This is a genomic window from Bacillus nakamurai (assembly GCF_001584325.1).
In the GTDB taxonomy this organism is placed as follows: Bacteria; Bacillota; Bacilli; order Bacillales; family Bacillaceae; genus Bacillus; species Bacillus nakamurai.
On record NZ_LSAZ01000002.1, the window covers coordinates 180,711 to 195,007 of the forward strand.

A 14,297-nucleotide genomic window follows, 5' to 3' on the forward strand; every position below is an offset into this window, starting at 1 on the left:
ATCCCGTTTTTACCAGCAGATCAGATTGGTCATTTTCGTCAATTTTCGATAAAATGTAGAAAGGTAAAAAGAGAGGGGTCTTCTAATTGGGTGTTGAGTTTTTAGTAGGCAGATCCGGGAGTGGGAAAACGAGGCTGATAATCGACAGCATTCAAGATGAACTGCGCCGGGAGCCGTTCGGGAAGCCTATCATTTTTCTAGTCCCGGATCAAATGACGTTTTTAATGGAATATGAGCTTGCTAAAACGCCTGATATCGGCGGCATGATACGCGCTCAAGTATTCAGCTTTTCACGTTTAGCATGGCGTGTGCTTCAGAATACCGGCGGAATGAACCGCCCGTTTGTGACGACGACTGGCGTGCAAATGCTTTTGAGAAAGCTGATTGAAGAACATAAGCACGATTTCAAAGTGTATCAAAAGGCAAGTGATAAAAGCGGATTTACCGAGCAGGTGGAAAGGATGCTGACAGAGTTTAAGCGCTACTGTCTTGAGCCCGCCGATATCCGCCGGATGGCAGAGAGCGGAACGTCGTCTGAATATCGCGGAGAGCGGGTGCTGGCTGAAAAGCTGCATGATTTAGGGCTCTTATATCAGCAGATGGAAAGAAGCCTTGACGGCCAATACTTGCATTCAGAGGATTATTTGACGCTGCTCGCACAGCAGATCCCTTTGGCGGATGATATAAAAGGCGCCCGTATCTATGTGGACGGCTTTTACCAATTTACGCCGCAGGAATTCAGAGTGCTGGAACAGCTGATTATGCAGGCTGAACATGTGACATTTTCATTGACGGCTGACAAACCTTCGGCAGAGCGCGCGCCCGATGAGCTGGATTTGTTCAGAATGACGGGCAGCACATACTATAAGCTTTACCAGACGGCAAAGGAACTGAACGCTGATATTTCCTGTAAAGAACTGCATGGCACAAAAAGGCATAAACATGCGCCTGAGCTTGCCCACGCCGAGGCGCAATATGATGTGCGTCCGGCTCGTCCGTTTGTAAACGGTCAGGAGGCTTTTACTGTTATGCAGGCGCAAAACAGAAGAGCGGAGCTGGAGGGTATTGCCCGGGAAATTCATTCCCTTGTCAGGGACAAAGGGTATCGGTACAGAGATATGGCTATTCTCATCCGACAGCCGGAAGATTATAAAGATGTGCTGAAAGAAGTGTTTGCAGATTACGAGCTTCCTTACTTTATTGACGGAAAAGCTTCTATGCAGCATCACCCGCTCATTGAATTTATCCGCTCAAGCTTGGATGTGGTGAAGGGAAATTGGAGATATGAAGCGGTGTTTCGCTGTGCGAAAACCGAACTGCTATTCCCTCTTGATCAGCCGGAGCGGAAGATGAGAGAACAGGTCGATCAGCTCGAAAACTATTGTATCGCCTATGGAATTAAGGGCGAGCGCTGGACGAACGGAGACCGTTTTACATACAGGCGCTTCGTATCACTGGATGAGGAGTTTGCGCAAACGGATCAAGAAATTGAGATTGAGGACATGCTGAACGAAACGAAGGAATGGATTGCTGCGCCGCTTTTCCAGCTCCAAAAACGGCTGAAAAAAGCAAAAACAGTACAAAGCATGGCGGAAGCTCTTTATCTCTATTTGGAAGATACCGATGTTCCGTTAAAACTTGACCGCAAACGGCAGCGGGCGGAAGAGGCCGGAAACATCATTGAAGCGCAGCAGCACAGCCAGGCATGGGATGCCGTCATTCAGCTTCTCGAGGAGTTTGCCGGCATGATGGGTGAAGATGAAATGTCTTTGGCGCTGTTTCAGCAAATGTTTGAAACGGGAGCGGAATCGCTCAATTTTTCTTTGATTCCCCCTGCGCTTGACCAGGTGTTTGTAGGCAATATGGATTTATCAAGAATTTATGGAACGTCCTGCACTTTTGTCATCGGAGCGAACGACGGCGTCCTTCCCGCACGGCCGGATGAAAGCGGCGTTTTGTCTGATGACGATCGAGAGTGGCTGAAAACGATCGGTGTAGAGCTGTCTTCCGCAGGCCGCGAGCGGCTCCTTGATGAACATTTTCTGATCTATATGGCGCTTTCAAGCCCTTCTGACCGTCTTTATGTGTCATACCCGATTGCCGACGCGGAAGGAAAGACGCTCCTGCCGTCAATCGTGGTGAACAGGCTAGGCGATCTTTTCCCGGAACATCAGGAAAAGCTGTTAGCGGGTGATCCTGAGCAGGTGAGTGAAGAGGAGCAGCTTCATTACCTTGTCAATAAACAGGTGGCGCGAACGTATACGGCAAGCCAGCTCAGATTATGGACAAGAGAGTATGAGATCAGTGATGTGTGGTGGAGCGCATACAATGTGCTGATAAATGGGCCTGACAAATGGAGCGCAAAGAAGCTGTTCTCCAGCCTGTTTTTCCGCAATGATGCCCAACGGCTTGAACGGCCTGTTTCGCGTCAGCTTTACGGAGAGCATATTAAAGGCAGCGTATCCCGGATGGAGGCATTTAACGCCTGCCAGTTTTCCCATTTTGCATCCCACGGGCTGCAATTAAAAGAGCGGCAGTTTTTCAAGCTTGAAGCGCCGGATATCGGACAGCTGTTTCATTCCAGCCTGAAGCTGATTTCAGACCGTCTGCGCGAGCAAAAGCTGGATTGGCGCGATTTGACGAAGGATCAGTGCCGGAATTTCTCCTATGATGCGGTAGAACGGCTTGCGCCGAAGCTGCAAAAAGAGATTTTACTCAGTTCAAACAGACATTTTTATGTAAAAGAAAAGCTGCAGAAAATCGTCACCCGCGTTTCGGGCATATTAAGCGAACATGCGAAGGCAAGCGGCTTTGTCCCGATCGGGCTGGAGCTCGGTTTTGGAGGGAACGGCCCGCTGCCGCCGCTCACCTTCACTTTGAAAAACGGATGTACGATGGAGCTTGTCGGACGGATTGACCGTGTCGATAAAGCGGAAAGCTCAAAAGGCCTTCTGCTGAGAATCGTTGATTATAAATCGAGCGATAAAGGCCTTGATCTGGCTGAAGTGTATTACGGGCTCGCTCTGCAAATGCTTACCTATCTTGATTTGTCGATCACACACTCAGCCGATTGGCTCGGCATGAAAGCGACGCCGGCCGGAGTGCTGTATTTTCATATTCATGATCCGATGATTCAAGCGAATCTGCCGCTCGGGCTTGATGAAATTGAGCAAGAAATATTTAAGAAATTTAAAATGAAAGGCCTCTTGCTCGGTGATCAGGAGGCGATCCGCCTGATGGATACGACATTGGAGGAAGGGCGGTCGAACATTATCAATGCCGGTTTGAAAAAGGACGGTTCTTTAAGATCTGATTCTGCGGTAGTCGGGGAACGTGATTTTCATCTGCTTACAGACCATGTGCGGCGGACATTTCAGCAGGCGGGCGAGGCGATTACAGACGGACTTGTGTCCATTACCCCGTATAAGCTGAAAGATAAGACACCTTGTACGTTCTGCGCGTTTAAATCCGTATGCCAGTTTGATGAATCACTGGAGGAAAACGAATACCGAAGCCTGAAAGCCGAAAAAGACGGCACCATACTCGATTGGCTGAAAAAGGAGGCGGATGATAATGCACATTCCTAAACCGCAAGACAGCATATGGACGATGGACCAATGGAACGCCATCGTCTCTTCCGGCCGCGATATCCTTGTTGCAGCAGCAGCCGGATCAGGCAAAACCGCTGTGCTTGTCGAACGAATGATCAGAAAAATAACGGCTGAAGATGAGCCGATTGATGTAGACCGCCTTCTTGTGGTGACATTTACAAACGCATCTGCGGCGGAAATGAAGCATCGGATCGCCGAGGCTTTGGACAAAGAGCTGGCCAAACGGCCCGGATCTTTGCATATCAGACGGCAGCTGTCCCTTTTAAATAAGGCCAGTATTTCGACGCTGCATTCCTTCTGTTTGCAGGTGCTGAGAAAATATTATTATATGATCGATCTTGACCCCGGTTTTCGGATGGCTGACCAGACGGAAGGCGAACTGCTCGGAGATGAAGTGCTTGATGAACTGTTTGAGGACGAATACGCAAAGGGAGATCAGGCGTTTTTTGAGCTTGTTGACAGATATACGACGGATCGGCACGATTTGGATCTTCAAGCTCTCGTCAAGCGGGTGTACGAGTATTCCCGTTCGCACCCTGACCCGGAAGCATGGCTGAAAAGCTTTGTTCATCTGTATGATGTGACTGAAGGAAGCCGGATTGAAGAGCTGCCGTTTTACGCATATGTGAGCGAGGATGCCGCAATGGCGCTGGACGGGGCAAAGCAAAAGCTCGAGCGGGCGCTTGAGCTTACAAAAGCGCCCGGCGGCCCCGCGCCGCGCGCTGACAATTTTCTCGATGATCTTGCGCAGATAGAGGAGCTGATCAGCTGCCGGCATGACTTTACGGAGCTGTATAAACGGGTTCCCGCTGTGACATTTAAGCGCGCCAAGGCGGTAAAAGGGGACGAATTTGACAAGGCGCTTTTAGAGGAAGCGACTGATTTACGAAACGGCGCGAAAAAACTGATCGAAAAATTAAAAACTGACTATTTTACTAGAAGCCCTGAGGAGCATATGAAGAGTTTACAAGACATGAAACCTGTCATTGAAACTCTTGTTCAGCTCGTAATTTCATACGGAAAACGATTTGAAGCGGCAAAACAAGAGAAATCGATCATTGATTTTTCGGATTTGGAACATTATTGCCTGGCTATTTTATCTGACGTGAATGAAAAAGGAGAACGGGCGGCAAGTGAAGCCGCCGCATATTACCAAGAGCAGTTTCAAGAAGTGCTTGTTGATGAATACCAAGATACCAATCTGGTGCAGGAATCGATATTGCAGCTTGTCAAAAGCGGGTCTGAGGAGTCGGGAAACCTGTTTATGGTAGGGGATGTAAAGCAATCAATCTATCGTTTCAGGCTGGCTGAGCCGCTTCTGTTCCTCGGAAAATATAAACGGTTTACCGAAAATGGGGAAGGCGCAGGTCTGAAAATTGATCTTAACCAAAATTTCCGGAGCAGATCGGATATTTTGGACAGCACCAATTTCTTGTTTAAGCAGCTGATGGGCGGCAAAATCGGCGAGGTGGATTATGATGAGCAGGCGGAACTGAAGCTCGGGGCATCATATCCTCCGAATGAAGAGACGAAAACGGAGCTGCTGCTGATTGACAGCGCCGATGATTCAGAAAGTGACGAGGGTGCTGAAGATTTTGAAACGGTGCAGCTTGAAGCGAAAGCAATGGCGAAGGAGATTCGCCGGCTCGTCTCATCACCGTTTAAGGTGTATGACGGAAAAACAAAAACACACCGGAACATCCAATACCGGGATATTGTCATTTTGCTGCGTTCCATGCCGTGGGCTCCGCAAATCATGGAAGAGCTGAAAAACCAAGGCATTCCGGTTTACGCCAATTTGACGTCAGGTTATTTTGAAGCCGTTGAGGTGGCGGCTGCGCTTTCTGTCTTAAAGGTGATTGATAATCCGTATCAGGATATTCCGCTCGCCTCCGTGCTGCGCTCTCCTATCGTCGGCTGTGATGAGAACGAGCTTGCGCTGATTCGCCTGGAATATAAAAAAGCACCGTATTATGAAGCGGTGAAAGCATATTTGGCAAGCGGAGACAGACACGATAAGCTCTATCAAAAACTGAGAACGTTTGATTCCGACTTACAAAAGTGGCGGTCATTTTCCACGAATCACTCAGTGTCTGAGCTTATTTGGGAAGTGTACCGCGACACCGGATACTTTGATTATGTCGGCGGCATGCCGGGCGGAAAACAGCGCCAGGCCAATTTACGCGTCTTGTACGACCGGGCGCGCTCTTACGAAGCGACGGCATTCCGCGGTTTATTTCGCTTCTTGCGGTTTATCGAGCGTATGCAGGAGCGCGGTGATGATCTGGGGACGGCCCGAGCGCTCAGCGAGCAGGAAGATGTCGTTCGACTGATGACGATCCACAGCAGCAAAGGGCTTGAATTCCCTGTCGTCTTCACTGCGGGACTCGGCAGAAACTTTAATATGATGGATGTAAATAAACCATACCTGCTCGACAAGGAGCTTGGCTTCGGCACGAAATATATTCATCCGGAGCTTAGAATCAGCTACCCGACGCTTCCGCTTATTGCGATGAAGAAAAAAATGCGCAGAGAGCTTTTGTCCGAAGAGCTTCGCGTTCTGTACGTGGCGCTGACGAGAGCGAAGGAAAAGCTGTTTCTCGTCGGTTCCTGCAAAAACCGTGAAAAACAGCTGGCAAAATGGCAGGCCCAAGCAGGTCAAACAGATTGGCTTCTTTCTGAATTTGACCGTTATCAGGCGTCATCCTATTTGGACTTTATCGGGCCGGCGCTCATCCGCCACCGTGATATGGAGCCGTTTAGAGCGCCGGGTCTTGCGGCTCCGGAGGACATCGCGCAAGATTCGTCACGTTTTCACATTCGCATGCTTCAGCATAGTGAATTGCTCGATGATGATATCGAAGAACGTGCCGAAGAAAAAAGCGCGCGTCTGGAAGCAATCAAACAAGGCGAGCCGGTCTCAGGTTCATTTTCATTTGCCGAACAGGCGCGCCGTTTTCTTGAGTGGGAGTATCCGTATCAAAAGCTGACAGCCATCCGGACGAAGCAGTCTGTTTCTGAATTGAAGCGAAAGCAAGAGTACGAGGATGAATACACCGGCCGTTCCCTTTTAAAGCCGTCCGGAGACAGTCTGTTATACAGGCGCCCGGGCTTTATGATGAAAAAAGGGCTGACCGCCGCCGAAAAAGGAACAGCGATGCATACCGTGATGCAGCACATTCCGCTGACGCATGTGCCGACTGCCGAAGAAGCGGAGCGTACGGTCCGGTCGCTTTATGAAAAGGAATTGCTGACAGAAGAGCAGCGCGCCGCGATTGAAATCGAAGAAATCATACATTTCTTCCATACCGATGTCGGTGCAGACCTTCTCAGGGCGAAACGGATTGACCGCGAAGTGCCGTTCAGTATGGCGCTTCCGGCAAATGAGGTTTATTCTGATGCTGAAACGGCAGGCGAACCGCTGCTGGTGCAGGGAATTATTGATTGTCTGTACGAAACGGCTGACGGACTGTATTTGCTTGACTATAAAACAGATCGGATTGAAGGAAAGTTCCGCAGCGGATTTGAAGGCGCCGCTCCGATTCTTCAAAAAAGATATGAAACACAAATCGAACTATATACAAAAGCGGTAGAACAAATTACAAAAACAAAAGTGAAAGGGCGTGCGCTCTATTTCTTCGATGGAGGCCGCGTGCTCACGCTGTAAGAAGATCCGGAGCTCCTATTAGGAGCGGATCTTTTTTTCTATTAAAAAGTGAGGTGAATGCATTTTGCGGATTTTACATACAGCCGACTGGCACCTCGGAAAAACGCTTGAAGGCAGAAGCCGTCTGAACGAGCAGGCCGAGGTATTGGAAGAGCTGAACGCAATTGTAAAGGAAGAAAACATTGATGCGGTCATTATGGCGGGAGATGTATTTGACACGGTAAATCCCCCCGCGCTCGCCGAGCAATTGTATTACGAAAGCCTTTCCGCCCTTTCTGACGGCGGAAAACGCCCGGTTGTCGTCATTGCCGGGAATCACGACAATCCTGACAGGCTGGCGGCGGCTTCCTCATTAACAAATGAACGGGGCATTCATTTAATCGGCTATCCGCGGACAGAACCTATCCACATTGAAGTTCCTTCGGCAGGCGAGCTGTTAGCTGTTGCTGCGCTTGCGTATCCGTCAGAGGCGAGATTAAACGAAGTGCTGTCTGATACGTTTGAGGAAAAGCTTCTCCGGGACCATTACGATGTGAAAATTAGACAGGCATTTTCACATATGTGCGGATTGTGCCGGGATGATGCTGTTAAAATCGCGGCAAGCCACATTTATGTCGCAGGCGGAAACCAAACCGATTCCGAGCGGCCGATTGAAGTTGGAGGCGCCTACACGGTCGCAGCAGAAAGCCTTCCCCATGATGCCGCATACGTGGCTCTCGGCCACCTGCACCGTCCGCAAACGATCAAGCGGGCCAAAACGGCTTCCCGTTATTCCGGATCCCCGCTGGCGTACAGCTTTTCAGAAGCCGGCTACGCCAAATCGGTGACGGTTGTAGAAGCCCGGCCCGGCGGTGAAGCGAAGTGGGAAGAGATTTTCTTATCCGCCGGAAAACCGCTTGTCAAGTGGAAGGCGAACGGGCTGAGTGAAGTCCATGGCTGGCTGGATGAAGGACGTGACCGGAACGCCTGGATCGATCTTGATATCCATTTGACGGATCAGCTTTCTCTAGAGGAGATTCACCGGCTGAGAAAGGCGCATCCGGGCTTTATCCACATCAGGCCGATTTTTGCGGAGAAGAAGACGGACAGAGATCGGATTGAAGTGAAACAGATGTCAATTGAGGATCGGTTTAAGACATTTTATGAAAAACAAACGGGCGGCGCCGTACCTGATGATGAGATGGTCAAGCTGTTTTTAGAGCTTGCGTCAGCAGATGATGAGGAGGATGTGAAATGAAGCCGATCCTGTTAACGATAAAAGGGCTCCACAGTTTCAGAGAGGAGCAGACCATCGATTTTGCCGGACTGTCAGGCGCCGGGGTTTTCGGGATTTTCGGGCCGACGGGCAGCGGAAAATCCTCTATTCTTGACGCGATGACACTTGCGTTATACGGAAAAGTGGAGCGCGCCGCGAATAATACGCACGGCATTCTGAACCATGCGGAAGATCAGCTCGCCGTTTCTTTTACATTCGCGCTGCAAGCCAACCATCGGATTTCTTACAAGGTGGAGCGCGTGTTTAAGAGAACGGATGAAACAAAGGTCAAAACAGCCCTCTGCCGTTTGATTGAAATAAAAGAGGAACAAACCGTGCTTGCCGATAAAGCAAATGAAGTGAATAAAAAAGTGGAGGAGCTTCTCGGGCTGACCATTGACGACTTTACAAGAGCCGTCGTTCTGCCTCAAGGGAAGTTCGCGGAATTCCTTTCGCTCAAAGGCACAGAACGCAGGCACATGCTCCAGCGTCTCTTTAATCTGGAGCAATATGGAGACAGGCTTGTCAAAAGATTGCGGCGGCGGGCGCAGGAAGCGGCCGCGAAAAAAAATGAAATGCTTGCGGAGCAGTCAGGTCTCGGCGATGCCGGAGAGGAAGCGCTGCAACAGGCCGAGCAGCAGTTTCAGGAGGCAAAGGAGCGCCTTGAGGCCGCGGAAAAGAAACGCGCACAAGCAAAAGAGCGCCATCAGGACCATCAGGAGATTTGGAATCTGCAAACAGAAAAAAACGAATATGAACGGCAGCAAAGCGGTCTTGATGAAAAACGGCCGCACATCATCGCCTTAACAAATCGGCTTGCAGAAGCGGAATCCGCTGCGGCGTTAGAGCCGTACGCCGATCGTTACCGTGAAGCCGTCCGTCAAAACGAACGGGCCATACGGGAGCACGAACTGGCCGAACGGCAATTAGCGGCAGAAACCGCATTATTTGACCAAAAAAATGAAGCTTATGAGAAATGGCGGGCCCATAAAGCTGAACAGGAACCGAAGCTGCTGAAGGAGCAGGAGCTTTACGCAAGGCTTTTAGAAACCGAGCAAAAGCTGACGGAAGCGAAAAAAGAAGCCGCAAAAACAAAGGCGGAGCGCAGCAAAAAAGAGGAAGAATTCGAAGCGGCTTCAAAACAGCTGATCGCAGTCAAAGACCGTCTGACACGCGGGCAAGAACGGCAGAATGAGCTGAAAGAGCAGCTGAAAACAGTCCAGGTGACCGCCGATGAACGGAAAAAATGCCAAACCGCAGCACAGCTTGCGCTCGGCATTCAGCAGACAAAAGAACAAATCACAAAAGAAAAGGCAAACCTTGAAAGGCAAACGAAAAGCTTAGAAAAGCTGAATGACGAACACAAGGCGCTCGCCGCTAAAGCAAAAACAGAAGAGGAAGAGATCATCCGCGCCTATCAGACGGTTCAAGCCGTTTATCATATGGTATGTGAAACGGAAAAGTCAATTAAGGCCGCATCCGAGAGGGCAAACGAGACGCAAACGGAACTCCGCATCCGTCGTGAGGAAGCGAGAACGGCTGCATTAACGAAAGAATTATCGGAAAAACTAATCGAAGGAAAGCCTTGTCCCGTGTGCGGCTCAACCCATCATGACCGAACGCAATCCGCACACGAAACCTACACGCCTGATACGGACACACAAGAACATTTACAGCAGATCGAGGCGCTGCTGGGTGAAGCGGCGTCCCTTTCTCAGGAAGTGCTGACAGCAAAGGTTACATTAGAGGAGCAGTCAGGGCGCTTCATCGAAGAATGCCCGTTTTTACAAACAGCCCAAGTGCCGGAGCTTGAAGCAGCTTCTTCCATCCACGGCCTCCCGCTCGATGAAGCGTTCGGCGCCGTCCGTTTGGAATGGAAACAAATGAAGCAGGATTTGCTGTCGGTCAAAATGAAGGTCACAAAGCTGATCAGCGCATATCAAAACACCGTTAAACAGGCGGAACAGCTGAACGAACGGATTCGCTACGAGGAAAAAGAAGCGGAGCGCCTACGCGAGTCGTTAGAGGAGCTTCAATCGTTGTCAGAAAACCGGCTGCGGCAGTATAACGAAGCATGCGGGGATGTGCCGCTGAACCAAATTGACAAACGGCAGGCGTCCATAGAAGAGAAGGATCAGCAAGCCGAGGAATGCGAGAAGCGAATTGAACGCAGCATCGCATTTCTGAAAGAGCATGAAGAGGAAAAAGAACAGCTGCAGGAAAAATGCCATCAGCTTGAACGGGAGCGGCTGGAGCTTCACTATGCGTCAGAGCGCCTCCGGCAGGTCATCGAAGGTTATGAAAACGAGCTCGGTACGTCAGCTGAAGGAACGCCGATCGCCGCAAAGCTCGAAGCGGTGCAAAGCGAATTAAAGCTGTTAAAAACGAAAGAACAAACCCTTTTTGACGAGCTGAAGCAGGCCCAGCAGTCTCTAAATGAAGCAAAAGGACGGGCTTCCGGCAGTGACATTTCATTAAGGGATGCAAAGGCAGCACTTGAGAAAGCGGAAAAAGACTGGCGGGAACGCTCGAAAGACACCGTCTTTACAGAAGCAGCCGATGTCAAAAAAAGCCTGCTTCCGCAAGAGCAGTCAGAGCAGATAAAAAAAGAAATTGATGAATTTCAAGACCGTACAAAACAGCTGATTGCAAATATCCGCCGCGTCACTGATAAATTAGCCGAACGGCAAGTAACTCAAGAAGAATGGACAGAGACCGTTTCGCTGCTGCAGCAGGCGGAGGCGGAATTCGGCGCCGCCATGGAGGAAAAAGGGGCGCAGGCGAAAGCCTTTACGGTCATGAAAGAACAGCATAAACGCTTTAAAGAAATCGAAGCCGAGCTGAAAAGCTGGCAGACGCATATCGACAGGCTTGATAAGCTTCAGTCCGTATGTAAAGGCAATACATTTGTCGAATTCTTAGCCGAAGAACAGCTGGAAAGCGTGGCGCGTGATGCCTCTGCCCGGCTCGGGGCGCTGACACGGCAGCGATATGCGATATTAGTCGATTCAGAAGGCGGCTTCGTCATGCGCGACGATGCAAACGGGGGCGTCAAACGTCCCGTATCAAGCCTTTCAGGAGGGGAGACGTTCCTTACTTCGCTGTCGCTTGCGCTTGCATTGTCCGCTCAAATTCAGCTGCGGGGGCAATATCCGCTGCAATTCTTTTTCTTAGATGAAGGCTTCGGCACTCTTGACCAAGGATTATTGGATACCGTTGTCACCGCGCTTGAAAAGCTCCAATCAGACAATCTGTCTGTCGGGGTGATCAGCCACGTGCAGGAGCTGAGGGCGCGGCTGCCGAAAAAACTCATCGTTCATCCGGCCGAGCCGAGCGGAAAAGGCACCCGTGTCACATTAGAGCTGATGTAGAAAAGGAAAAAGATGGCGAAACCTGCCGAGGGACATGTGAATGATGCGGCGCCGTCATGTGCGGCTGACAAACAAGCGGAAGAACACAAAACAATCATTGCTAACATAGTTTCCTAACAAAGTTCGGCATAAAAATTACATCGTTCAAACATAATTTTTATTTTAGAAGGGAGCAATATGGACGTTTTTAAAGAATATTTAGCAAATATTGATCATACGGAACACCGGGCTCGGACGGAAAAAGTTTTGGTCTGGATAACCAAGGAATTTCCAAACTTAATGCCGGCAATTAAGTGGAACCAGCCTATGTTTACCGATCATGGTACATTTATTATTGGCTTTAGCGTATCCAAAAATCATTTGGCTGTTTCCCCTGAAAGGGCAGGGATCATTCATTTTTCTGATGATATAGTGCAGGCTGGCTATGAGCATACCAAGCAGTTGGTACGCATCCCGTGGGATCGTCCGATTGATTTCTCATTACTTAAGAAAATGATCGAGTTTAATATGGTAGATAAGGCAGACTGTTCAACTTTTTGGCGGAAATAAAAAAAGGGGTTAAATGTGCTTCTAAGCCTTTCAAGAAGGCGAGAGAGCCCCGTATGGTTGCGGACCGCAGGGAGAATAAGGAGTTGACAGACTCATTGCACCAGTCCCTTTTGGCACCTGACGCCTAAGGAAGAAGGCGGGACATTCTTTCGGCTGCGATGCTTTGCATCCCCTGCCATAAACAGGATCAAGCCCTGTATACGAATCAGGAGCCGGCAGTCAGGCTTTCGGGGTTGACGAATTGCGGCGTGATCCGAAACTCGCCCGATTGTGAACTGGATCAGAAACCAGCCTCCCGGAAAAGCTTGTGAAAACAAAAAAACCAAATGAACGAAAAAACTGAACACCAAAAAGCAGCCCTCTCCATATAGAGCGGCTGCTTTTCATGCATTTCCAACCATATCCTGATCGTTGACATCGGGGTCTATATAGTTTGTCGCATTGACAACGTTGTTTAATAACAGGAAATCTCCGGTGTTGCCTGCTCCCGAACCGAGCGCAGATTTAGAAGAGCTTTTTGGAGAAAGGTAAAAGGAATCACCAAAGTTTACGACTCCGCCCGATATGGAATTGATAGCTATAGGTCCGGTAATTGCTGGCATAAACGACACCCTTTATAGAAGTCTCACCGTCATTATATGTCAGCTCCGTGATGATTGTGAGTTTGGCGACTCAATCTGCCTAATATGCTTAAGTCTCGAATCCCCGAGCACAACTGACGCTGAGCCGGCCTGAAACACAGAAGAGGTCGACAACCCCTGAACTTTGACACTCCTGACTTGAATAGAAGGCATTTCGTGGCAGAAAGCGCTTTGGACGCCTGTTTCCGGAAGCGGCATCACGGCCGGCTGCTGAAAGACTTGGTATTCTTTTTTGTGAAAATTTCCTTCATCGTCTCTATATGTTGCAATTGGACGCTGCACGGCGAATACTTTCGTTTTCATATCAATTTCATTTGTGTCTCCGGCTTGAAAGACACTTGCAATCCCGATTGCATTGACCTTGGCGAGCCTGAGGCGTGAAATTCGCTTTAACATTATTCAGGAGACAGCGGGATTACAGGCCCGATAATGAGAGATTCCGGCGGCGTGTCAAAAATCGAAGACAAGTAGACTGAATCCGTATCACCGATTAATAATAGGGAGGAACTCGATACCCCGGCAGAATGGATGTCGCCGACTTCGATATGCCGGTTAATAACCGTAAAAATCATGATGGATCATCACCTTTCATTTCACCAGGTATGTGTTTAATAAAATGCTCGACTGCCCTTACGATATCCCGCTTGACGTGTTCAGCGATTTGCTCGGCATATTGCGCGGGCTGCATGTTTTCTTCTTTTTTTACATGTGACATGTAATATTGAATCCGGCTGTCCATCTGTTTTCTGATATCTTCTATAATGTGATATTTGTTTGTTTCGTCAAGCCTGCTTTCATAGTGCTGTTCGAGCTGTTCTAGCAGAAGGGGGATTTCTTCATTCAAGTACATATCAACATTCTGGCGGATTTGCTGCATTTGCTGGCCCGCCTGTTCCTGCTGCATCATTCCGACCTGCGGAGATGTCTGGCTGACTTCGAAATTTTGCACGGCGTTCGGATCAGTCGGATTCAGCCCGATATTCAGCGTACCTTCGAGCCGTTCAATCTTTAGCTGGTCAAATTTATACTCCAGCCGCTCGATCGTTGTGGAGGGCCGCTGTTTCATCGTGGACATTTCATTTTGAAACTCTTTCAGCTGCCTTTCGAGCTCCTGAATTTGCAGCGCCTGCTGCTGGACGAAGGAATTTAAATTCTGCAAGTAGGATGAAACGGATTGGTCATACATTACATTCACCTCGCATG

Annotated in this window: 9 protein-coding genes and 1 pseudogene; 6 read left to right on the plus strand and 4 right to left on the minus strand. The window is 49.3% G+C overall.

Going from position 1 to position 14,297, the window contains the following annotated elements; translation table 11 throughout:
• Positions 1 to 86: 86 nt before the first annotated feature.
• From addB to AXI59_RS18990, 6 genes and pseudogenes are all read left to right on the plus strand, one after another.
• Positions 87 to 3,587: a helicase-exonuclease AddAB subunit AddB gene (gene addB, locus AXI59_RS01505; RefSeq protein ID WP_061527188.1), complete on the plus strand. Its 3,501-nt coding sequence runs from the start codon at positions 87 to 89 to the stop codon at positions 3,585 to 3,587.
• A complete protein-coding gene (gene addA, locus AXI59_RS01510) occupies positions 3,574 to 7,278 on the plus strand; it encodes a helicase-exonuclease AddAB subunit AddA (RefSeq protein ID WP_061527189.1) in 3,705 nt (1,234 codons plus the stop codon). Before addB ends, addA begins: the two co-directional genes overlap by 14 nt.
• A 64-nt stretch (positions 7,279 to 7,342) precedes the next feature.
• Positions 7,343 to 8,515 carry an exonuclease subunit SbcD gene (gene sbcD, locus AXI59_RS01515; protein WP_061527190.1) on the plus strand — a complete coding sequence of 391 codons (1,173 nt, stop codon included), beginning with the start codon at positions 7,343 to 7,345 and terminating at the stop codon, positions 8,513 to 8,515.
• Positions 8,512 to 11,904, plus strand: coding sequence for an exonuclease subunit SbcC (gene sbcC, locus AXI59_RS01520; RefSeq protein ID WP_061527191.1), 3,393 nt, complete (start codon positions 8,512 to 8,514; stop codon positions 11,902 to 11,904). The genes sbcD and sbcC overlap by 4 nt, the downstream gene beginning before the upstream one ends.
• Positions 11,905 to 12,081: 177 nt before the next feature.
• On the plus strand, positions 12,082 to 12,453 hold the full coding sequence (locus AXI59_RS01525; protein ID WP_061527192.1) for an iron chaperone: 372 nt from the start codon (positions 12,082 to 12,084) through the stop codon (positions 12,451 to 12,453).
• A gap of 114 nt (positions 12,454 to 12,567) precedes the next feature.
• A pseudogene (locus AXI59_RS18990) lies at positions 12,568 to 12,796 on the plus strand (HNH endonuclease); the annotation flags it as partial.
• 40 nt (positions 12,797 to 12,836) lie between these two features.
• Here the strand turns inward: AXI59_RS18990 and AXI59_RS01535 are convergent.
• The 4 genes from AXI59_RS01535 to gerPC are packed head-to-tail and all read right to left on the minus strand — an operon-like array spanning position 12,837 to position 14,280.
• Complete coding sequence (locus tag AXI59_RS01535) at positions 12,837 to 13,055, minus strand: spore germination protein (RefSeq protein WP_061521759.1); 219 nt, start codon at positions 13,053 to 13,055, stop codon at positions 12,837 to 12,839.
• 39 nt (positions 13,056 to 13,094) lie between these two features.
• Positions 13,095 to 13,490, minus strand: coding sequence for a spore germination protein GerPE (locus AXI59_RS01540; protein ID WP_061521760.1), 396 nt, complete (start codon positions 13,488 to 13,490; stop codon positions 13,095 to 13,097).
• Complete coding sequence (locus AXI59_RS01545) at positions 13,490 to 13,666, minus strand: hypothetical protein (protein WP_061521761.1); 177 nt, start codon at positions 13,664 to 13,666, stop codon at positions 13,490 to 13,492. Before AXI59_RS01545 ends, AXI59_RS01540 begins: the two co-directional genes overlap by 1 nt.
• Positions 13,663 to 14,280 carry a spore germination protein GerPC gene (gene gerPC, locus AXI59_RS01550; protein WP_061527194.1) on the minus strand — a complete coding sequence of 206 codons (618 nt, stop codon included), beginning with the start codon at positions 14,278 to 14,280 and terminating at the stop codon, positions 13,663 to 13,665. The genes AXI59_RS01545 and gerPC overlap by 4 nt, the downstream gene beginning before the upstream one ends.
• Positions 14,281 to 14,297 lie beyond the last annotated feature (17 nt).

Excerpts from the sequence above, each read along its gene's own strand:
- AXI59_RS01545 (WP_061521761.1), bottom strand. The coding sequence starts at position 13,666 with ATGATTTTTACGGTTATTAACCGGCATATCGAAGTCGGCGACATCCAT.
- sbcC (WP_061527191.1), top strand. The coding sequence starts at position 8,512 with ATGAAGCCGATCCTGTTAACGATAAAAGGGCTCCACAGTTTCAGAGAG.
- AXI59_RS01535 (WP_061521759.1), bottom strand. The coding sequence starts at position 13,055 with ATGCCAGCAATTACCGGACCTATAGCTATCAATTCCATATCGGGCGGA.
- gerPC (WP_061527194.1), bottom strand. The coding sequence starts at position 14,280 with ATGTATGACCAATCCGTTTCATCCTACTTGCAGAATTTAAATTCCTTC.
- addA (WP_061527189.1), top strand. The coding sequence starts at position 3,574 with ATGCACATTCCTAAACCGCAAGACAGCATATGGACGATGGACCAATGG.
- AXI59_RS01525 (WP_061527192.1), top strand. The coding sequence starts at position 12,082 with ATGGACGTTTTTAAAGAATATTTAGCAAATATTGATCATACGGAACAC.
- AXI59_RS01540 (WP_061521760.1), bottom strand. The coding sequence starts at position 13,490 with ATGTTAAAGCGAATTTCACGCCTCAGGCTCGCCAAGGTCAATGCAATC.